Consider the following 18,967-nt stretch of genomic DNA (forward strand, 5'->3'; position numbering starts at 1 on the left):
CCATGCACCTCGACACGACGTCCCTCCTACGGGCCGGGCTGCCGGTCACCGACTTCGCCCCGGTCCTCGCCGAGGAGCCCGGACCCCTCCTGTTCGCCACCGTCTCCGGCGCGCATCTGTACGGCTTCCCCTCCCGCGACTCGGACGTGGACCTGCGGGGGGTCCACGTCCTTCCCGCGGAGGATCTCGTCGGGCTGCGCGACCCCGAGGAGACGCGCTCGCGCATGTGGGACCGCGACGGTGTCGAGATGGATCTCGTCACCCACGATCTCCGCAAGTTCGTCCGCCTCATGCTGAAGCCCAACGGCTACGTACTGGAGCAGCTGCTGTCCCCGCTGGTCGTGCACACCACCGTGCTGCACACGGAACTGACCGCACTGGCGCCGAGCGTGCTGACCCGCAACCACGCCCACCACTACCGAGGATTCGCCGGCACCCAGTGGCGGCTGTTCGAGAAGACCGGTGAACTGAAACCGCTGCTCTACACGTTCCGGGCCCTGCTCACCGGCATCCACCTCATGCGCAGCGGTGAACTGGTGGCGCACCTGCCGACGCTGCTGGGGGAGGTCGTGGCACCCGCGTATCTGCCCTCCCTGATCGAGGCCAAGGCGGAGGCCGAGCACGGCGGCGCCCACACCGTGGACGGTGCGGTGGCGGCGCGGGACGTCGAGGCACTGCACACGGTCCTCGACGAGGCCCAGGCCGGATCACGGCTGGCCGACGCCGGTTCGGGGTTCGACGCGCTGCACGACCTGGTGGTCCGCGCGCGGCTCGGCTAGCCGGCCGCCGACGCCCTGCGGGCCCGGACCAGGAACGCCTCCACACGCTCCAGGTCCGGCTCCGGGGGCAGGGGTGAACGGGTGACCGCCTCGTCGTTGTCCTCGGCCAGGCGGTTCATCCGGCGCTCCACCTCGGACCACGGGACCTCGCCCCGCTTCACCGCGAGGAGCCCCTCGCGCGCGTCGCCGACCTCGATCGTCAGCCGGCCCGTCCGCAGCAGGTCCCGGCCGGCCGCCAGCAGCCGCAGCAGGTGCATGGCGTGCTTCCAGCGCGGTGCGCCGTACTGCCGGACGTCAGCCTCCAGCTTCCTGCGCTGGCCCACCGCGTAGCGGACGAACGTCTCGTGGGCCCGGCGGGACAGGAACGCCCCGCGCAGGCCGAGCAGTTCGCGGCCGGTGTCGTCGATCCGCTCCACGAGCGGTGAGTGCAGGCACTCCAGCACATTGGGGTTGGCCCGGAGCGCCAGTTCGCAGAAGCGCTCCAGCTCCCAGGAGAACTGCTCCCGATCCGGTCCGTCGACATGCGTCGGCGGCTTGGTGAAGCGCCAGAACAGCGGAGTCGGGGCGAGGAAGATCCCGCGCCGGTCCGTGTCGCTGTCGTCCGTGGCCAGCCCGAAGGCGCGGGAGCCCATCACACACGAGTAGACCGTGTGGTCGCGTACGAGGGCCTCGGCCTCGGGGGTGATCATGCGCGCGAGGCTACCGGCCTACCCGAGCCGGATGCTGTCGCCCTCGACGGTGATCTGCTCCGGGGGCAGCGGGCGCGTGGCGGGGCCGGCTTCGACGGCGGCGTCCGTGATGCTGAACTTGCTGCCGTGGCAGGCGCAGTTGATCGTGCCGTCGCTCACCGACGCGACGATGCAGCCCGCGTGGGTGCAGACGGCGGAGAAGGCCTTGAACTCGCCCGCCTCCGGCTGGGTCACCACGATCTTGCGGTCCTTGAAGATCGTGCCACCGCCGACCGGGACGTCGGAGGTCCGGGTCAGCTCCCCGGCCGAGGTCCCCGAGGCCTTGGGGGTCTCCGGGGTCTTCCCGGTCTCCGAGGCGGAGGCCGGGGCCGTGCTCCCGTCGCTGTCCCCGTCGCCGGACGAGCCGCAGCCGGTCACCAGTGCGGCGGCGCCCGCCGTCAGGACCGTCCTTCGCCGTGCGTTCATGGCTCTCCTCGCGTGGTGGTCGATGAGAGGCATCGTGGCGCCGCGGGCCGCGCGGACGAAGCAACCGGGCGGCGGGTGCGCCCGGGCGAGTGGCGAGGGAGCTACTTCCTGTACAGTTGTCCAGGAAATCTACTCGCAGGAGGCCGCACGCCATGCAGACCGCCGCCCAGGTGCTGGTCGCGCTCGTCGCGCTGATCCACGCCTACTTCCTCGTCCTGGAGATGTTCCTCTGGGACACCCCGCGCGGCCGGAAGGCCTTCGGCACCACCGAGGAGTTCTCCGGGCAGAGCGCCACCCTCGCCGCCAACCAGGGGCTCTACAACGGATTCATGGCCGCCGGGCTGGTCTGGAGCCTGATCGCGGGCGATCCCGTCGCGTACCAGGCGCAGATCTTCTTTCTGAGCTGCCTGATCGTCGCCGGGGTGTACGGGGCGGCCACCGTCAGCCGCAAGATCCTCTACGTCCAGGCGGCGCCCGCAGCCCTCGCGCTCGCCCTCGTCCTGTCGGCGGGCTGAGCGCCATGGCGCCGGCGGTGACGGACGGCAGCGGCGACCCGCGTACCGCACGGACCCGCGGCAGGCTCCGGGAGGCGCTGCTGGAGGCCTGTGCCGAGCGGTCGCTGGACCGGGTCAGCGTCGCGGACGTGGTGCGCGGGGCGGGCGTCGGGCGCGCCACCTTCTATCTGCACTACGACGATCTGCGCGCCCTGGCCCTGGACGCCTGCGCCGGGCCCGTACGGGAGGCGGTCGACGCCCTCCACGCCTGGGACCGGACACCCCCGGGACCCGACGCTCCACCGGACGAGCTGGTCGCCCTGCTCGCGGACGTGCGCCGCCGGGCCGCCGTCTACCGGAGCCTGCTCGGCCCCGGCGGCCCCCTCGGCGACCTGCTGCACCAGGAACTGCGGCAGCGCAGCATCGACGAGCTGCGGCGGCGCAGGCCCGGTGGCAGCGGCCACGACCTCACCGCGAGCGCCGTGGCCGGACTGTTCACCGGAATGCTCGCGGACTGGGTCCACGACCGGACCGACGCCACCCCGGAGCAGCTCGCCGGACGGATCTGGCGCAACCTCCTCGCCGTGCACGCCGCGGCGGCGTCTCACGGACAGAGCACGGCGGCCGCGGGTCCCGCCGCACCTCTAGGCTGAAAGAGCACGCAGATCGAAGAAGCAAGGGGTTACGACGTGGCGGTACGAGCGATCCGAGGCGCCGTCCAGCTGGAGCGGGACGAAGCCGGACACATGGACGAGAAGGTGGGTGCGCTGCTCACCGCGATCCTGGAGCGCAACCAGATCGTCGCCGACGACCTGATCAGCGTCTGGTTCACCGCCACCCCCGATCTGCACAGCGACTTCCCGGCCGCCGCCGCACGCGGCCTCGGCATCGTCGACGTACCGCTGATCTGCGCCCAGGAGCTCGACATCACCGGGGCCATGCCCCGGGTGGTCCGCATACTCGCGCACGTCGAGACGTACCTCTCCAAAGCAGAGATCAGCCACGTCTACCTCGGCGCCACCGGCGCCCTCCGCAAGGACATCGCCCAGTGAGAACAGCCGTCGTCATCGGAACCGGCCTGGTCGGCACCTCCGCAGCCCTCGCTCTCGCGGGGCGGGGTGTCCACGTCCACCTCGTCGACCGGGACACCACGTCGGCCGGGACGGCGGCGGCGCTCGGGGCAGGTACGGAAGAGGCGCCCGAGGGCCCCGTCGACCTGGCGATCGTCGCCGTACCGCCCGCGCACACCGCGTCCGTACTGGCCACCGCCATCCGTGACGGTGTCGCCCGCGGCTACCTGGACGTCGCCAGCGTCAAGGGCGGCCCGCGCCGGGAGCTGGAGGCGCGCGGCATCGACCTCACCGGGTACATCGGTACGCACCCCATGGCCGGCAAGGAGCGCTCAGGCCCCCTCGCGGCCACCGCCGACCTCTTCGAGGGCCGCCCCTGGGTCCTCACCCCGACCCGGGACACCGACACCGAGGTCCTCAACCTCGCCCTGGAACTGGTCGCGCTCTGCCGCGCGGTCCCCGTCGTCATGGACGCCGACGCGCACGACCGCGCCGTCGCCCTGGTCTCCCACACCCCGCAGCTGATCTCCTCGATGGTCGCGGCCCGCCTGGAGGAGGCCGACGAGACCGCCGTACGCCTGTGCGGCCAGGGAATCAGGGACGTCACCCGGATCGCCGCCTCCGACCCCCGGATGTGGGTGGAGATCCTCTCCGCCAACCCCGGCCCGGTCGCCGACGTCCTGGCCGGCGTCGCCACCGACCTGGACGAGACGGTACGGGCGCTGCGCGGCCTCCAGTCCGCCGACGAGGACAAGCGCCGCGCGGGCACCGAAGGCATCGAGGACGTCCTGCGGCGCGGCAACGCCGGCCGGGTGAGGGTGCCGGGCAAGCACGGCGCCGCCCCCGCCTCGTACGAGATCGTGGCCGTCCTCATCAGCGACCGGCCCGGTGAACTGGCCGCGATCTTCGCCGACGCGGGGCGGGCCGGGGTCAACATCGAGGACGTACGCATCGAGCACGCCACCGGGCAGCAGGCCGGTCTGGTCCAGCTCATGGTCGAGCCGAGCGCGGCGCCCGCACTGAGCGCGGCGCTCAGCGAGCGGGGCTGGTCGATCCGCCCGTAGCGCGACGGCGGGACAGGGGTGGGCAAGGGCCCTTCCCGCACTCGGTAACCTTGGGGGAGGCCGTCCCGTGGCCCCGCTCCGCCCACCCCGCGTACCAGGAAGGTGTCCACCACCGTGGAAACCGTAAGCGCCGCCGCCCGGACCGCACCGGCCGCAGTGATCGTCGCCATCGACGGACCCTCCGGCACCGGCAAGTCGAGCACCTCCAAGGCCGTCGCCGCCCAGCTCGGCCTGAGCTACCTGGACACCGGCGCCCAGTACCGGGCGATCACGTGGTGGATGCTGAACAACGGCATCGACGTGCAGAACCCGTCCGAGATCGCCACCGCCGCCGCCAAGCCGGTCATCGTCTCCGGTACGGACCCGGCCGCCCCGACGATCACCGTCGACGGCGAGGACGCCTCCGGCCCGATCCGCACCCAGGAGGTCACCTCCAAGGTCAGCGCCGTCAGCGCCGTCCCGGAGGTGCGCACCCTGATCACCGAGCTGCAGCGCTCCATCGCCGCGGAGGCCGAGCGCGGCATCGTCGTCGAGGGCCGGGACATCGGCACGACCGTGCTGCCCGACGCCGACATCAAGATCTTCCTGACCGCCTCCCCGGAGGCGCGCGCCGCCCGCCGCAGCGGTGAGGTCAAGGGTTCCGATCTCGCCACCACCAAGGAGGCGCTGATCAAGCGGGACGCAGCCGACTCCGGCCGCAAGACCTCGCCGCTGGCCAAGGCCGGCGACGCCGTCGAGGTGGACACCACCGAGCTGACCCTTCAGCAGGTCATCGAGTGCGTCGTCACCCTCGTCGGGGAGAAGCAGGCCGTGAAGTGACCGAAGCCACTGCCGCACCCGCACTGCGCGGAGCGGCCGTCGGACGGGGCATCGGCATCGGGCTCATGTACGGGCTGTTCAAGCCACGAGTCCTCGGTGCGTGGCGGGTACCCGCCGCCGGACCCGTCATACTCGCGGTGAACCATGCGCACAACATCGACGGACCGATGCTGATGGGCACCGCGCCCCGGCCCGTCCACTTCCTGATCAAGAAAGAGGCGTTCGTCGGCCCCCTCGACCCGTTCCTGCGCGGAATCGGTCAGCTGAAGGTGGACCGTACGACCGTCGACCGCACCGCCATCACCCAGGCCCTCGGTGTGCTGGACAACGGCGGGGTCCTCGGGATCTTCCCCGAGGGCACCAGGGGCGAGGGCGACTTCGCCTCCCTGCGGGCAGGACTCGCGTACTTCGCGGTACGCGGCGGGGCACCGATCGTCCCCGTGGCGGTCCTGGGAAGCACCGAGGGCCGCGGACGGCTGATACCGGCACTGCCCCCGCTGCGCAGCCGGGTCGACGTCGTCTTCGGCGACGCCTTCCAGGCCGGCGACGGCAGCGGACGGCGCACCAGGAAGGCGCTGGACGAGGCGACGCTTCGTATCCAGGGGAAGCTGACCGCGCACCTGGAGAACGCCAGGCGCCTCACCGGGCGCCAGGCCCGGCCGTCAGCGGTTTGACGGCAGGGCCTGCGAGACTTGAGTAGTGGGCCGCGCGATCGTGGCCCATCGATGATGATGCAAAGAGGGAACGGACTTCATGAACGACCAGATTCACTCCGACGGCTCGGACCACGAGCACGGAGCACTTGGCGACGCCGAGTACGCGGAGTTCATGGAGCTCGCCGCGCAGGAGGGGTTCGACCCCGAAGAGGTCGAGGGCGCGATCGGTGAGGCCGGTCACGGCCCGCTTCCCGTCCTCGCCGTCGTCGGCCGCCCCAATGTCGGCAAGTCGACCCTCGTGAACCGCATCCTCGGCCGCCGCGAGGCCGTCGTGCAGGACAAGCCGGGCGTCACCCGTGACCGGGTGAACTACGAGGCCGAATGGGCCGGCCGCCGCTTCAGGCTCGTCGACACCGGCGGCTGGGAGCAGGACGTACTGGGCCTCGACGCCTCCGTCGCCGCCCAGGCCGAGTACGCGATCTCGACGGCCGACGCGGTCGTCTTCGTCGTCGACGCTACGGTCGGCGCGACCGACACCGACGAGGCCGTCGTCAGGCTGCTGCGCAAGGCCAAGAAGCCCGTCGTCCTGTGCGCGAACAAGGTCGACGGACAGAGCGGCGAGGCGGACGCGACCGCGCTCTGGTCGCTCGGTCTCGGCCAGCCCCACCCGGTCTCCTCGCTGCACGGCCGCGGCACCGGCGACATGCTCGACGCCGTGCTGGAGGCACTGCCCGAGGCGCCGGCCCAGACGTTCGGCACCGCCCTCGGCGGTCCGCGCCGCATCGCGCTCATCGGCCGCCCGAACGTCGGCAAGTCCTCGCTCCTGAACAAGGTCGCCAACGAGGACCGTGTCGTCGTCAACGAGCTCGCCGGCACCACCCGTGACCCGGTCGACGAGCTGATCGAGCTCGGCGGCATCACCTGGAAGTTCATCGACACGGCCGGCATCCGCCGCAAGGTGCACCTCCAGGAGGGCGCGGACTACTACGCCTCGCTGCGCACCGCGGCCGCCGTGGAGAAGGCCGAGGTCGCCGTCATCCTGATCGACTCGAGCGAGTCCATCAGCGTGCAGGACCAGCGGATCGTCACGATGGCCGTCGAGTCGGGCCGCGCGATCGTGCTCGCCTTCAACAAGTGGGACACCCTCGACGAGGAGCGTCGCTACTACCTCGAGCGCGAGATCGAGACGGAGCTCGCGCAGGTCGCCTGGGCTCCCCGCGTCAACGTCTCGGCCGTCACCGGCCGGCACATGGAGCGGCTGGTCCCGGCGATCGAGACCGCGATCGAGGGCTGGGAGACCCGTATCCCGACCGGTCGGCTGAACGCCTTCCTCGGTGAGATCGTCGCCTCCCACCCGCACCCGGTCCGCGGCGGCAAGCAGCCCCGCATCCTCTTCGGAACGCAGGCCGGCGTGAAGCCGCCGCGGTTCGTGCTCTTCGCCTCCGGCTTCCTGGAGCACGGCTACCGCCGCTTCGTCGAGCGCCGCCTGCGCGAGGAGTTCGGATTCGAGGGGACTCCGCTCCACATCTCGGTCCGGGTGCGCGAGAAGCGCGGCCGCAAGAAGTAACGGCACGACGAAGCCCCGGACCACTCGCTCCGTGCGAGTGGTCCGGGGCTTCGTCGTGCCGTCAGGCGTCCGCGGACCCGGGCGGCAGCGCCGCGGGCCGGGCCTGCCCGGCATGCCGTCCTACCCGCTGCCAGGACCCGAGGTTCCCGGTGTGGGTGCTCTGACTGCCCTGCCCGTTCGCCGTGCGGCCGCCCAGCGGTGCACGGCTGCCGAACATCCCGGTACCGAACGTTCTGAAGCCGAGGTTCTCCTCACCGCTCCGGTCCCCAGGCAGCGCCCGGAACGACCGCCGGTACTCGGAGTACAGCGCGTCGTAGATCGGGGTGGGGGACTTGCCGCCCGAGGGGTCCTGCGACGGGCGCATGGCCGGGATCGGGGTCTGCTGCTGGCGAGGAGGGTCGTATGAGTGCACGTAGGTGCCAACGACCTCACCGCCCGTCGGATGCGGGCCGGGCGGAGAAATCGCTGTTCGGGGGGTGTGGGAAGGCAGCACGGACACGATCAGGTCCCGGCCAGCGGCATCGACGCGGCGACCAGGAGCCCGTTGACCGCGGCCTTGTCCAGCGCGTCGCGGAGCAGGTCCTCGCGCGGCTGCTGGCCGATCGAGCCCGCCGGGGCGGCGAAGACGAGCACGGTCTGCGACTTGTTCGCCGCCGCCCGCCAGCCCTCGGTGACCTGGAGCGGCTGATGGGCCTGCCACCAGGCAACCGGGTTGCCGCCGCCGGCGCCCGGCTGCAGCACGGCGTGCAGCTGCCCCATGGCGAGCAGGACCGACCAGCCGGGGAGCACACCCGGCAGACGGTTCAGATCGGGCGTGTGCAGGAAGCCCTGTTCCTGCAGCAGCTGGAGGAACTGGTCGCCCGCCAGGCCGTCCGTGCCGGGCCGGGCGATCGGGCCGGTCGGTTCGACGACCAGGGCCGGGCGGAGGTCGTCCTCGATGAGGACGAGACCGCTGGTGATGCCGAGGACGGCCTGCTGGGGCATGAGGCTCTCCGCGTTCTGTGGCTCGCTGCCGGTGATGGATCGCACGGCGCCCTGCAGCTGGTCCTCGGCGACCTGGACCACCTGCGACGGGATGCAGGTCGCGTGGGCGAACGCGAGCACCGCGGTCTCCTCGCCGATGAACAGCACCGTGCTGGTGCGCTCCTGGTCGGAGTCGCCGGGAGTGCGGCAGGAGGTGCAGTCGTAACTGCCTGGGGCGTTGTCGCCGACGAGCAGCCGGTCGGCTTCGGCATCGCCGATCTCGGCGCGTACGTCCTCGCTGACGTCGAGCATGCGCGGCACGGGTGGCTCCTCGAACTCGGTGCGTGGGCCGGGCGGTTCCCGGCTCATGAAGAGACAACGGGCGATCCGGGGCCGGGGTCACGCGCGAATCGGGAGGAGAAAGCGGGAGAGTCGGCAGGCCGATACATCGACAGATCGGGAAACTGATGCGGAGTCCGGTATTCCGCCGATGAATCCACTATGCACGGGCGTTCGTTCGAATTGTTACGACTCTGTACGACTCCTGTGCGAGCCCTGTGACCGCTCCTGACGCCACGTAAGGTCCGTTGCAGACCAGTCGATCAGGGGAAACGACTACGTAATGCACATTTCATTTCTGCTCCACAACGCGTACGGCATCGGGGGAACGATCCGTACCACCTTCACGCTCGCGCAGACCTTGGCCGAGCAGCACGACGTCGAGATCGTGTCCGTCTTCCGGCACCGTGACGGACCCGCGCTGGGCGCGCCCGACCGCGTACGGATGAGCCACCTCGTCGATCTGCGCAAGGAGAGTCCGTACTACGAGGGCGGCGCCGCGGAACATGCCAGGCCCGCCTCGGTGTTCCCGCGCGGCGACACGAGGCACCGGCAGTACAGCAGGCTCACCGACACCCGGATCGCGGCCCATCTGGGCGCGATCGAGGCGGACGTCGTCATCGGTACGCGCCCCGGCCTCAACGTCCACATCAGCGCACAGGCGCGGCGCGGGCCCGTGCGCATCGGCCAGGAGCACCTGACCCTCGACAGCCACAGCTACCGGCTGCGCCGGGAGATAGGCCACCGGTACGGACTGCTCGACGCGGTCACCACCGTCACCCGGGCCGACGCCCGCGACTACCGGAACAGGCTGCGGCTGCCCGGCGTACGGATCGAGGCCATCCCGAACGGCGTGCCGGAGCCCGCGGGCCCGCCCGCGGAGTCCGACGCCAAGTGGGTGGTCGCGGCGGGACGGCTGCACCGGGTGAAGCGGTACGACCTGCTGGTCCGGGCCTTCGCCGAGGTCGCGGCGGCCCGCCCCGGCTGGCGGCTGCGGATCTACGGCGGCGGCGACGCGACCGGCAACGAGCAGAAGACACTGCGCGGACTCATCGACGGACTCGGGCTCCAGGACCGGGTGCGCCTCATGGGCTCGGTCCATCCGATGGAGGCGGAGTGGCCCAAGGGCTCCATCGCCGCCGTCACCTCGGAGCGCGAGTCGTTCGGCATGACCATCGTCGAGGCGATGCGCTGCGGACTGCCGGTCGTCGCCACGGACTGCCCGCACGGTCCGGCCGAGATCATCGACGACGGCACGGACGGGCGGCTCGTGCCGGTGGGGGACACCGACGCGTTCGCGCGTGCCCTGCTCGCCCTGATCGACGACGACGAGCTGAGGCGGCGGATGGGGCGGGCCGCACGGGCCTCCTCCGCACGGTTCGACCCGGCACCGATCGCCGAACGGCACGAGAAACTCTTCGCCGAGCTGGCCGCGCAAGGGGCGAGGGGCCGTTCCCGGAGCGCGCTGCGCACCGTGGTCCACCGCTCCAGGGGCACGGTGCTGGACGGGGCGTATGCGCTGCGCTACAAGGCGGCCGACGCGCTGCGCAAGGGGCGGGCCGGCTGAGCTCTGGCCACGGCATCCCGGATCGTTTCATTCCGGATAGCGCCGACGGGCGGGGGCGGGCGAGGGCGGCTGCGGGGGATTCATAAGACCCGCATAAGGCCGCGCAAATTCTGGGTGGCGAAACTGTTTACGCCCGCCCCCGCAGGCCCGGGGGAATGCGGACCTCGTGCCGCATCTCCTCCCGCAATTTCCCTTCCAGGGCGCCGGATAGTCATTCCCGGGACAGCCCGCATTCTTACTGTGTGCGCTTGGACGGCTCGTTCGGGTGAAGCAGTTCGAAGTAAACGGGTGTGGGGATCCTGTGACACAAGCGTGACCGGTGAGGTACGTGGGGATGCATCGCCGCTTGTTTCCGCCCCGGCTTCCGTCACGGTGCCGGGCCGCCTACGGTGAGAGGTATGGCACCTATACCGACCCCTCCCGCCCAGCCGGACGACACCCCCCAGTCGTATGTCGGCCTCGACGCCGAAGCCGCCGAACGGCAGGCCAGAGCGCGCGGCTGGAGCACGGTGAGGGCCCTTGCGCCGGGCACGTTCATCACCATGGAGTTCCTCGGCGGGCGGATCAACTTCGAGGTCGACGCCTCCACCGTGACCCGCTGCTGGGTGGGCTGAACCCTTCTGTACGAGTTGTACGAGCGAAGGCCCCGACCGGACTCCGGTCGGGGCCTTCGCTCGTACAACTCGTACAGGGAAGCGGCTGTGCGCACCGTTCGCGCAGGTCAGGGGGCGACCGATCCGCCCGTCACCGGGTGTGCCGGAGTCGTGCCGCTCCGGGGGGCGCGGTCCGCGTGCGGCGGGCGGCGTGAACCGGCCGGGGTGATCGGCGTCCGTTCCGAGCGGACCGCGTGCGGGGGATGCGCCCTCGCACGGTTGCCCGCGCCGGTGTGGCCGCCGGCCGCCGGTGCGTCGAGCGCGGAGTCGCAGACCTCGGCGCGCTCGGCGTGTTCGGCGCCGAGCGTGCTCAGCGACTGGGGCAGGAGCACCGGGGAGGGGCCGCCCGGGGCCACGGGGGCGGCGTCCCGGAGCCTGCGCCGCGCGCGCCACTGCTCGCGCACCGACAGGATCCAGACCTCCGTACGCGTGATCAGCGGCTCGAACCAGGGCAGGGCCAGCAGGATCAGCAGACCGGCGGCCCAGCCCAGCAGGACGTCACTGAGCCAGTGCGTGCCGATGTAGACGGTGGTCAGCCCCACGCCCAGCGAGACGAACGCCGACAGGGCCGACAGATAGCGCCTGGCGCGCGGCGTGGTGGCCAGGTAGGCAAGGATTCCCCAGGTCACCACGGCGTTGGCGGTGTGTCCCGAAGGAAATATATCGCCGCCTGCGAAGAGCTCCGCCGAGCCGATCTGGGTGGCGTAGTGCGGGCCGAGCCGCCCCAGGCCGAGCTTGACCGCCCCCACCGTCACATTGAGCAGCAGCAGCGAGGCGCCCAGCGTGAGCAGGGGGCGCAGCGTGTGCTGGCGCCAGGAGCGCCAGCCGAGCCAGGAGGCCACCATCACGGCCGTGGGGCCACGCTGGCCGAGCACGACGTAGTAGTCGAGGAAGGCATGGAGCCCGGGCCACTGCTGATAGGGCCGGAACAGCATGACCTTCCAGTCGAGAGCCACCAGCCAGGACGAGACCAGCACGGCAACGACGATGGCGAGATAGAACGCCAAAGTCCCGCCGAAGAGAGCGATGCGGTGACGACTCATCCGCGGGATCTCTATCTTCGGCGGTTCCGGCTCCCGGTCCAGCCGGGCAAAGATGTCGGTACGCACGCAAAGGACGTTACAGCGAGTGAGTGTGCGATCCGGCCGATCTCGGCTCTTTGTGATGACGATGTGATGTGGACTTTGTCTCAGACCGGTATCCATTCCGGGGGCTGAGAAGAATCCGATCAGCCGTGCGGCCTATTCGCTCCGACGGCAATTCGTAGGAATGTTTGATCATCGATGTAATGGTGCGTCGCATCTTTCGTATGCATTCGCCCGGCCATTCGGGGGAGGCGCGGTGCGGCTCCGGGGACGGCGTGCGGGGCGGCCTCCGCGCCGCTCCCGCACCGGTGCGGCGGGCGGCGGATGCGGCCCCGCCGGTGGGGCGGGAGTGGCGTACGACACACTCTGGGCCGGGCGAAGGTATGAGGTGGACCACGTGTGACCACGTGGAACTCGCGTACGCTGGCGGCTCACTCGCCCGTCGATGCCGGACCTGAGGGACGCCGAAAGCCGGGGCCCCGGTAGGTCTGCCGAGCGCGAGGGACTCATTGGGAGGTACGTATATGAGCGGGACGTCCACGGCTGTGACCCGGCTGCGCGCAGCAGCCGGCGGTGCCAACCGCTGGGTCGTCCTGGTCGTCCTCTGCCTCAGTCTGCTGCTGGTCGCACTCGACGCGACCGTGCTGCACGTCGCCGTCCCCGCCGTCACCGAGGACCTGCGGCCCAGCGCCGTCGGCCTGCTGTGGATCGTGGACGCCTATCCGCTGGTCTGCGCCTCGCTGCTGATTCTCTTCGGCACGCTCGGTGACCGGATCGGCAGACGGCGTGTCCTGCTGTTCGGCTACGCGCTCTTCGGGATCGCCTCCGCGCTGGCGGCGGCAGCCGATACTCCCGCCGTACTGATAGCGGCGCGTGCCCTGCTCGGTGTCGGCGGCGCGATGATCATGCCCGCGACGCTGTCGATACTCCGCCAGGTCTTCCCCGACCGGCGCGAGCGCGCCCTGGCCATCGGGATATGGACCGCGGTCGCCGCCGTGGGTGCCGCCGCCGGACCCGTCGTCGGCGGATTCCTCGTCGAGCACTACTGGTGGGGTTCGGTCTTCCTCATCAACATCCCGCTGATGGCCATGATCCTTCCGCTCGGCCGCTTCCTGCTGCCCGAGTCCCGCGGCGCCGGAGACGGCCCCTGGGACGTGGTCGGCGCCCTGATGGCCGCGGCGGGCGTGCTCGGAGTCGTCCTCGGGGTCAAGCGGATGGGCGGTGGCGGGCTGGACCTCGCCGGTGTCGCCCCGCTGCTTGCGGGAGCCGCGCTGCTGGTGTTCTTCGTGCGCAGGCAGAAACGCCGTACGCATCCGCTGATCGACATCGCGATGTTCTCCCGGCCGGCCTTCACCACCGCCGTGGGCTGCATCGTCCTCGCGATGCTGGCCCTGGTCGGACTGGAGCTGATCGCCGTCCAGTACCTCCAGCTGGTGCTGGACCTCAGCCCGCTGGAAACCGGTCTGCGGCTCCTTCCGCTGACCTTCGCCGCGATGGCGGCCGGCGCCACGGGCTCGTACACCCTGAGCCGGATCGGTCCCCGCCGCATGGTCGGCTGGGGTTTCGTGCTCACGGCGGCCTCGGTGCTCCTGCTGACCCTGATGGGGCAGCACGACCGGCCGGCGCTGCTCACCGTCGGCTTCGTGCTGCTGGGCTTCGGGCTGCAGTCCACGCTCTTCGGGGCGTACGAATCGATGCTCAGCGAGGCTCCCGCGGAACGGGCCGGAGGCGCGGCGGCGATCGGCGAGACCTCGTACCAGCTGGGCGCCGGACTGGGGATCGCCCTGCTCGGCAGTGTCATGAACGCGGCCTACGCGCCCGGACTGGTACGGCTCCACGAGGAGGGCGTGCCCGCCTCGGCCGGTTCGGCCGCCTCGAACTCGCTCGGCGAGGCCTACCAGGTGGCGGCCCAGCTGGGCGGACCGATGGGTGATCTGCTGCGGAACACGGCCCGGCACGCCTTCGTCCAGGGTCTGCACGTCACGCTGCTGGTCAGCGCCGGACTGCTGCTGCTCGGGGCACTGGCGGCGCTGCGGCTGCCCAAGGTCATGGACTGCACTCCGGCCAGGGAGGCCTGCCGGGCGCGCGTGGTCGAACCGGCTGCCGCCGCGCCGCGCCCCGAGCCGCGTGCGCTGCCGGTGCAGAAGCGGCCGGGCCGTCGGCTCGCACTGCCCGCGCGGCGCGAACCCGCCGAGGCCACGAGCTCTGGACGGGCGCCGCGCTGAGCCGTAACGTCGGCGCGACGCCATAACTATCACTGCTAGTTTTAGTACCGTGCGAGCCGCCGGAGGCACTCCCATGTCCGTGAAGCCGTCGAAACTCCCGCCGTTCGACCCGGCCGACCCCATCGGCATCGACGATCTCCTCGAGCCGGAGGACCTCGCGATCCGCGACACCGTGCGCAGCTGGGCCACCGACCGCGTCCTGCCGCACATCGCCGAGTGGTACGAGAACGGCGAGCTCCCAGGCATCCGCGAGCTGGCCCGCGAACTGGGCTCCCTCGGCGCCCTGGGCATGTCCCTGCAGGGATACGGCTGTGCCGGAGCCACCGCGGTCCAGTACGGCCTGGCCTGTCTGGAGCTGGAGGCGGCCGACTCCGGGATCCGCTCCCTCGTCTCCGTCCAGGGCTCGCTCGCCATGTACGCGATCCACCGCTTCGGGTCCGAGGAGCAGAAGCAGCAGTGGCTGCCCGGCATGGCGGCCGGCGAGATCATCGGCTGCTTCGGGCTCACGGAGCCGGACCACGGCTCGGACCCGGCCGGGATGCGGACGTACGCCAAGCGTGACGGCGACGACTGGGTCCTCACCGGCCGCAAGATGTGGATCACCAACGGATCGGTCGCCGGGGTCGCCGTCGTCTGGGCGCAGACCGACGAGGGCGACGGTGGCTCCGGAATCCGTGGCTTCGTGGTGCCCACGGACAGCCCGGGATTCTCCGCGCCGGAGATCCGGCACAAGTGGTCACTGCGCGCCTCGGTCACCAGCGAGCTCGTCCTTGACGGAGTACGGCTGCCCGCCGACGCCGTACTGCCCGGCGTCACCGGTCTGCGCGGCCCGCTCAGCTGTCTCAGCCATGCCCGCTACGGCATCGTCTGGGGGGCCATGGGCGCGGCGCGCGCCAGCTTCGAGTCGGCCGTGGACTACGCCAAGACCCGGGAGCAGTTCGGCAAGCCGATCGGCGGCTTCCAGCTGACCCAGGCCAAGCTCGCCGATATGGCCGTCGAACTGCACAAGGGCATCCTGCTCGCCCACCACCTGGGCCGCCGGATGGACGCGGGCAGGCTCCGTCCCGAGCAGGTCAGTTTCGGCAAGCTCAACAACGTGCGGGAAGCCATCGAGATCTGCCGCACCTCGCGCACGATCCTCGGCGCCAACGGGATCTCGCTGGAGTACCCGGTGATGCGGCACGCCACGAATCTGGAGTCGGTGCTCACCTACGAGGGCACCGTGGAGATGCACCAGCTGGTGCTGGGCAAGGCGCTCACCGGTCTGGACGCCTTCCGGTAGAAGGCGGACGGTGAACCGGATCTGTCCGGCGAGCGCCCTGCTCAGCTCTGGTTGAAGAAGCCGTCGGCCGGCCGGCCGGCGGCTTCGCCGGTCACCACCTGGGTGTCGGCAGGGGTCAGGAGGAAGACCCGTGTGGCCACGCGCTCGATCGAGCCGCGCAGCCCGAACGTCAGACCCGCGGCGAAGTCCACGACGCGCTTGGCGTCGGCGGGGTCCATGGCCGTGAGGTTGACGATCACCGGCACACCGTCCCGGAAGAGCTCGCCGATGCCGCGCGCGTCCCGGAAGCTGTCCGGGGTGACGGTGGCGATCCGGCGGCCTCTGTCCTCGGCCGTCTCGGCAGCCACCTGCACGCGGGGGTCGGTCGTCCAGGCCTGGTTCGTGCCGGTCTCAGCATCCTCGGAGTACTCGTCGTCGTAGTACCGCTCGTCGTTGTCCTCTACGAGGCCCAGCCAGGCACTCGCCTTGCGCACCGATCCCATGGACGCCTCCTCTCACCGCGGTTCCTTGGTGTCCGTATCTCTTTCCTGTCCCTATGGTCGTCCATGATGCGGATACTGCGCCAAGGGGATAGTCGGCGCGCAGGGGATTCGTGACGGTACTGGTGCAGAAGATGTGGCGATTCGTCAAGGTTCCTCCTGTGTAAGGCCGCTCGCGGAAAGAAAATATGATGCTCCGGTCCGTACGGGTGACATGGGGGACGTACGGGTGAACGGGTCACTCGATACGATGCACGCCGCGCATGTGCACGAGCGCGGCACATCAGGTGAACGGCTCCCGGGGGATCGTCGTGTTCGGAATCGTGAGGCCCTGCACCCATCGGCTGTCCGAGAGGCTCAGGACGGAGTGGATGGCCCATCTCTGCGGGCTGTGTCTCGCCCTTCGCGCCGACCACGGGCAGTTCGCCCGGATCGTCACGAACTACGACGGCCTGATCGTCTCGGTCCTGACGGAGGCTCAGACCGAAAGGACCACGGCACAGCGGCGCACCGCGGGCCCCTGCCCGCTGCGCTCGATGCGGACGGCTCCGGTCGCCCGCGGCGAGGGGGCCAGACTCGCCGCCGCCGTCTCGCTCGTGCTGGCGTCGGCGAAGGTGCGCGACCACGTGGCCGACCGGGACGGGCTGTTGAAGCGGCGTCCGGTCGCCGCCGCGGCACGCCGGGTGGCCGCCGGCTGGGACAGGGCCGGGGCCCGTACCGGCGCCGAGCTCGGGTTCGACACGGCGGTACTGGTCGACGCGGTCGACCGGCAGACCGGGATCGAGTCGCTCGCCGGACCGGGAACACCCCTGCTGACGGTCACCGAACCGACCGAGACGGCGACGGCCGCGGCCTTCGCGCACACCGCCGTACTCGCGGACAAGCCGCAGAACGCCGCGCCGCTCGCCGAGGCCGGACGGCTCTTCGGGCGGCTCGCCCATCTGCTGGATGCCGTGGAGGACCGGGAAACTGACGCGGCGTCGGGTGCCTGGAACCCGCTCACCGCCACCGGCACGCCGCTCTCCGAGGCCCGGCGGCTGTGCGACGACGCGCTGCACGGGATGCGCCTCGCGCTGCGCGACGCGGAGTTCACCGACAGCAAGCTGGCGCACGTGCTGCTGGTGCACGAGCTGCGGCGCTCGGTGGACCGGGCCTTCGGCTCGGCCTCCTGCTCGCATCAGCCGGACCTGCCGACGGGATCCTTCGGCCCGGCGCCCGGCAACCCGTACGCGCCGACACCCGGTGGTCCGTACGGTCCCCCCGGCCCGCCGCTCCCGCCCGAGCCGCCCCGCAACCGGCGCGGCCTGATCGCCGGCTGCCTCGTGTGGGCGGGGCTCGCCTGCACCTGCCAGATGTGCTGCGGAAGCTTCCACGACCCCTGGTCGGGGCAGGAACGCGAAGGCCTCTGCCAGAAGTGCGACTGCGGTGACTGCTGCGACGCCTGCGACTGCTGCAGCAACTGCTGCAGCTGCGGCGGGGAGGACGGCGGCTGCTGCGACTGCGGGTGCGACTGCTGAACCGGGCGGTCCGGCAGCCGCACCGGGGCCTCACGTGAGGCGGGCGCGCGTGGGGCTGTCCGCCCCTGGGCGGGCGCCCGTCCTCACTTGATCTCGGGCGGCGAGATCTGCGACGACTCGATCGCCGAACCCTTCGTGCCCCACTTGTTCAGGATCCGGTCGTAGGTCCCGTCCGTCTTGAGGCCGTTGACCGCCGCCTGGAAGGCGGGCGCCAGCGGGGTGCCCTTCTTGAAGGCGAAGCCGACATCGAGCCGCTTGAACTCGCTGAGGAAGCGCAGCCCCTTCTGCTGGGACACGGCGTAGCGCGACCCGTTGATGGTCGACATGACGACATCGCTGCGACCCTGCTGGAGCGAGATCCAGACGGCGGCCTGGTCGGCGTACGTCTTCACGTCGTACGCCTTCTTGCCCGCGTCGGCGCACACGTGCTTGTTCTTCTCCAGCGTCGCCTCGAACGTGGTCCCGGCGCTGGTGCCCACGGTCAGGCCGCAGAGCTGGGTGAGGTCGGTGACGTCCTTCAGCTTGCTGTCGTCGCGGACGGCGAAGCCCTGGCCGTCGTTGATGTACGTCACGAAGTCGATCGTCTTCAGGCGCTCGTCGGTCACCCCGAAGTTGCCGGTACCCAGGTCGTACTTCCCGCTGCCGAGCGCCGGGAGGATCGCCTCGAAGGAGGCGACCTCACGCTTCAGCTTCAGTCCGAGGGCCTTGGCCGCCGCGTCCGCGAACTCGATGTCCGCGCCGGTCAGGGTCTTGCCGTCCTCCAGGTAGAAGGCTCCGGGCGGGGTGCCGATGCTGGAGGCGATGGTGAGGGTGCCCGAGTCGCGTACATCGGCGGGCAGCAGCTTCGCCGCAGCCTCGTTCTTCTTCACCGACGAGACGACATCGGCCGTGGAGAACTTCCCCTTGCCCGCGGGGCCGGTACCGGCCGAGGAGGCCGCCGGGTCACCCGATCCGCAGGCGGTGAGCGTGAGCGCGGCAGCGGTGATCAGGGCGAAGGCGGCGGTGTGCCGGGTTCGGGGCATGACGGAAACTCTCCGGGTTCGTCGACCGTGCTCCGGTGCGTGGGAGCACGGAGCCACGGGGCGGGAGATCAGCTGTACGAGGGGAGGGTGGAGCAGCGTTGTGTACGTGAAGGCACGCGGAAGATCAACTCGAGCGCCGGCAGCGGCGCGAGCGGGGAGAAGCGGAAAGCAGGGGGTCAGCTCAACAGGAAGAGGACCACACGCGACCGAAGTCGATGTGGGAGCGGGTGAC

At 71.0% G+C, this 18,967-nt stretch carries 20 protein-coding genes; 13 read left to right on the top strand and 7 right to left on the bottom strand.

The annotated features are described in order from the left end of the window. Nucleotides 1–2 precede the first annotated feature (2 nt). The gene (locus OG257_RS29900; RefSeq protein WP_329212594.1) at nucleotides 3–779 is read left to right on the top strand and encodes a nucleotidyltransferase domain-containing protein; all 777 of its coding nucleotides are present in this window, start codon (nucleotides 3–5) and stop codon (nucleotides 777–779) included. Here the strand turns inward: OG257_RS29900 and OG257_RS29905 are convergent. Together OG257_RS29905 and OG257_RS29910 are read right to left on the bottom strand one after the other, a co-directional pair. Then, on the bottom strand, nucleotides 776–1,468 hold the full coding sequence (locus tag OG257_RS29905; protein ID WP_329212596.1) for a nucleotidyltransferase domain-containing protein: 693 nt from the start codon (nucleotides 1,466–1,468) through the stop codon (nucleotides 776–778). The two genes, OG257_RS29900 and OG257_RS29905, sit on opposite strands and share 4 nt — an antisense overlap. An 18-nt stretch (nucleotides 1,469–1,486) precedes the next feature. Next, a complete protein-coding gene (locus tag OG257_RS29910) occupies nucleotides 1,487–1,933 on the bottom strand; it encodes a Rieske (2Fe-2S) protein (RefSeq protein ID WP_329212598.1) in 447 nt (148 codons plus the stop codon). Nucleotides 1,934–2,085: 152 nt separating this feature from the next. Between OG257_RS29910 and OG257_RS29915 the strand changes: the two genes are divergently transcribed. The 7 genes from OG257_RS29915 to der all read left to right on the top strand — a co-directional run bounded on the left by OG257_RS29915 (nucleotide 2,086) and on the right by der (nucleotide 7,603). Beyond that, nucleotides 2,086–2,448 (top strand): DUF1304 domain-containing protein, encoded by a 363-nt coding sequence (locus OG257_RS29915; RefSeq protein WP_329212600.1) that lies wholly within the window; start codon nucleotides 2,086–2,088, stop codon nucleotides 2,446–2,448. Nucleotides 2,449–2,465: 17 nt separating this feature from the next. Further along, nucleotides 2,466–3,080 (top strand): TetR/AcrR family transcriptional regulator, encoded by a 615-nt coding sequence (locus tag OG257_RS29920; RefSeq protein WP_443054500.1) that lies wholly within the window; start codon nucleotides 2,466–2,468, stop codon nucleotides 3,078–3,080. Between the two features lie 36 nt (nucleotides 3,081–3,116). Beyond that, nucleotides 3,117–3,479: a chorismate mutase gene (gene aroH, locus OG257_RS29925; protein ID WP_329212604.1), complete on the top strand. Its 363-nt coding sequence runs from the start codon at nucleotides 3,117–3,119 to the stop codon at nucleotides 3,477–3,479. Next, nucleotides 3,476–4,561 (top strand): prephenate dehydrogenase, encoded by a 1,086-nt coding sequence (locus tag OG257_RS29930; protein ID WP_329212606.1) that lies wholly within the window; start codon nucleotides 3,476–3,478, stop codon nucleotides 4,559–4,561. Before aroH ends, OG257_RS29930 begins: the two co-directional genes overlap by 4 nt. A gap of 102 nt (nucleotides 4,562–4,663) precedes the next feature. Continuing rightward, nucleotides 4,664–5,380 (top strand): (d)CMP kinase, encoded by a 717-nt coding sequence (gene cmk / locus OG257_RS29935; protein WP_329212607.1) that lies wholly within the window; start codon nucleotides 4,664–4,666, stop codon nucleotides 5,378–5,380. Further along, nucleotides 5,377–6,054: a lysophospholipid acyltransferase family protein gene (locus OG257_RS29940; protein ID WP_329212608.1), complete on the top strand. Its 678-nt coding sequence runs from the start codon at nucleotides 5,377–5,379 to the stop codon at nucleotides 6,052–6,054. The genes cmk and OG257_RS29940 overlap by 4 nt, the downstream gene beginning before the upstream one ends. 79 nt (nucleotides 6,055–6,133) lie before the next feature. Beyond that, nucleotides 6,134–7,603, top strand: a complete 1,470-nt coding sequence (gene der, locus OG257_RS29945; protein WP_329212609.1) for a ribosome biogenesis GTPase Der — start codon at nucleotides 6,134–6,136, stop codon at nucleotides 7,601–7,603. Nucleotides 7,604–7,664: 61 nt separating this feature from the next. On the opposite strand, the gene OG257_RS29950 is transcribed toward der, so the two are convergent. Both OG257_RS29950 and OG257_RS29955 read right to left on the bottom strand, forming a co-directional pair. Next, nucleotides 7,665–7,967, bottom strand: coding sequence for a hypothetical protein (locus OG257_RS29950; protein ID WP_329212610.1), 303 nt, complete (start codon nucleotides 7,965–7,967; stop codon nucleotides 7,665–7,667). A 137-nt stretch (nucleotides 7,968–8,104) separates the two neighbouring features. After that, nucleotides 8,105–8,887 (bottom strand): hypothetical protein, encoded by a 783-nt coding sequence (locus OG257_RS29955; RefSeq protein WP_329212611.1) that lies wholly within the window; start codon nucleotides 8,885–8,887, stop codon nucleotides 8,105–8,107. 301 nt (nucleotides 8,888–9,188) lie between these two features. Between OG257_RS29955 and OG257_RS29960 the strand changes: the two genes are divergently transcribed. Both OG257_RS29960 and OG257_RS29965 read left to right on the top strand, forming a co-directional pair. Next, nucleotides 9,189–10,472 carry a glycosyltransferase family 4 protein gene (locus OG257_RS29960; protein WP_329212612.1) on the top strand — a complete coding sequence of 428 codons (1,284 nt, stop codon included), beginning with the start codon at nucleotides 9,189–9,191 and terminating at the stop codon, nucleotides 10,470–10,472. Between the two features lie 398 nt (nucleotides 10,473–10,870). Beyond that, nucleotides 10,871–11,086, top strand: coding sequence for an I78 family peptidase inhibitor (locus tag OG257_RS29965; RefSeq protein ID WP_329212613.1), 216 nt, complete (start codon nucleotides 10,871–10,873; stop codon nucleotides 11,084–11,086). Nucleotides 11,087–11,193: 107 nt separating this feature from the next. Here OG257_RS29965 and OG257_RS29970 read toward each other — a convergent pair whose 3' ends face one another. Continuing rightward, a complete protein-coding gene (locus tag OG257_RS29970; RefSeq protein WP_329212614.1) occupies nucleotides 11,194–12,234 on the bottom strand; it encodes a phosphatase PAP2 family protein in 1,041 nt (346 codons plus the stop codon). A gap of 500 nt (nucleotides 12,235–12,734) precedes the next feature. Here OG257_RS29970 and OG257_RS29975 point away from each other — a divergent pair, with 500 nt between their 5' ends. Together OG257_RS29975 and OG257_RS29980 are read left to right on the top strand one after the other, a co-directional pair. Beyond that, the gene (locus OG257_RS29975) at nucleotides 12,735–14,435 is read left to right on the top strand and encodes an MFS transporter (protein ID WP_329212615.1); all 1,701 of its coding nucleotides are present in this window, start codon (nucleotides 12,735–12,737) and stop codon (nucleotides 14,433–14,435) included. Between the two features lie 73 nt (nucleotides 14,436–14,508). Then, complete coding sequence (locus tag OG257_RS29980; RefSeq protein ID WP_329212616.1) at nucleotides 14,509–15,717, top strand: acyl-CoA dehydrogenase family protein; 1,209 nt, start codon at nucleotides 14,509–14,511, stop codon at nucleotides 15,715–15,717. A gap of 41 nt (nucleotides 15,718–15,758) precedes the next feature. Here the strand turns inward: OG257_RS29980 and OG257_RS29985 are convergent, their stop codons facing one another. Next, a complete protein-coding gene (locus tag OG257_RS29985) occupies nucleotides 15,759–16,199 on the bottom strand; it encodes a cell division protein SepF (protein ID WP_329212617.1) in 441 nt (146 codons plus the stop codon). Between the two features lie 308 nt (nucleotides 16,200–16,507). Between OG257_RS29985 and OG257_RS29990 the strand changes: the two genes are divergently transcribed. Continuing rightward, nucleotides 16,508–17,713: a DUF5685 family protein gene (locus tag OG257_RS29990; protein ID WP_329212618.1), complete on the top strand. Its 1,206-nt coding sequence runs from the start codon at nucleotides 16,508–16,510 to the stop codon at nucleotides 17,711–17,713. A gap of 83 nt (nucleotides 17,714–17,796) precedes the next feature. On the opposite strand, the gene OG257_RS29995 is transcribed toward OG257_RS29990, so the two are convergent. Beyond that, nucleotides 17,797–18,735 (bottom strand): ABC transporter substrate-binding protein, encoded by a 939-nt coding sequence (locus OG257_RS29995; RefSeq protein WP_329212619.1) that lies wholly within the window; start codon nucleotides 18,733–18,735, stop codon nucleotides 17,797–17,799. Nucleotides 18,736–18,967 lie beyond the last annotated feature (232 nt).

The organism is Streptomyces sp. NBC_00683, from assembly GCF_036226745.1.
Taxonomy (GTDB): Bacteria; Actinomycetota; Actinomycetes; order Streptomycetales; family Streptomycetaceae; genus Streptomyces.

Coding starts and splice junctions, on each gene's coding strand:
- OG257_RS29900 (WP_329212594.1), top strand. CDS start 3: ATGCACCTCGACACGACGTCCCTCCTACGGGCCGGGCTGCCGGTCACC.
- OG257_RS29905 (WP_329212596.1), bottom strand. CDS start 1,468: ATGATCACCCCCGAGGCCGAGGCCCTCGTACGCGACCACACGGTCTAC.
- OG257_RS29910 (WP_329212598.1), bottom strand. CDS start 1,933: ATGAACGCACGGCGAAGGACGGTCCTGACGGCGGGCGCCGCCGCACTG.
- OG257_RS29915 (WP_329212600.1), top strand. CDS start 2,086: ATGCAGACCGCCGCCCAGGTGCTGGTCGCGCTCGTCGCGCTGATCCAC.
- der (WP_329212609.1), top strand. CDS start 6,134: ATGAACGACCAGATTCACTCCGACGGCTCGGACCACGAGCACGGAGCA.
- OG257_RS29950 (WP_329212610.1), bottom strand. CDS start 7,967: ATGCGCCCGTCGCAGGACCCCTCGGGCGGCAAGTCCCCCACCCCGATC.
- OG257_RS29960 (WP_329212612.1), top strand. CDS start 9,189: ATGCACATTTCATTTCTGCTCCACAACGCGTACGGCATCGGGGGAACG.
- OG257_RS29965 (WP_329212613.1), top strand. CDS start 10,871: ATGGCACCTATACCGACCCCTCCCGCCCAGCCGGACGACACCCCCCAG.
- OG257_RS29975 (WP_329212615.1), top strand. CDS start 12,735: ATGAGCGGGACGTCCACGGCTGTGACCCGGCTGCGCGCAGCAGCCGGC.
- OG257_RS29980 (WP_329212616.1), top strand. CDS start 14,509: ATGTCCGTGAAGCCGTCGAAACTCCCGCCGTTCGACCCGGCCGACCCC.
- OG257_RS29985 (WP_329212617.1), bottom strand. CDS start 16,199: ATGGGATCGGTGCGCAAGGCGAGTGCCTGGCTGGGCCTCGTAGAGGAC.
- OG257_RS29995 (WP_329212619.1), bottom strand. CDS start 18,735: ATGCCCCGAACCCGGCACACCGCCGCCTTCGCCCTGATCACCGCTGCC.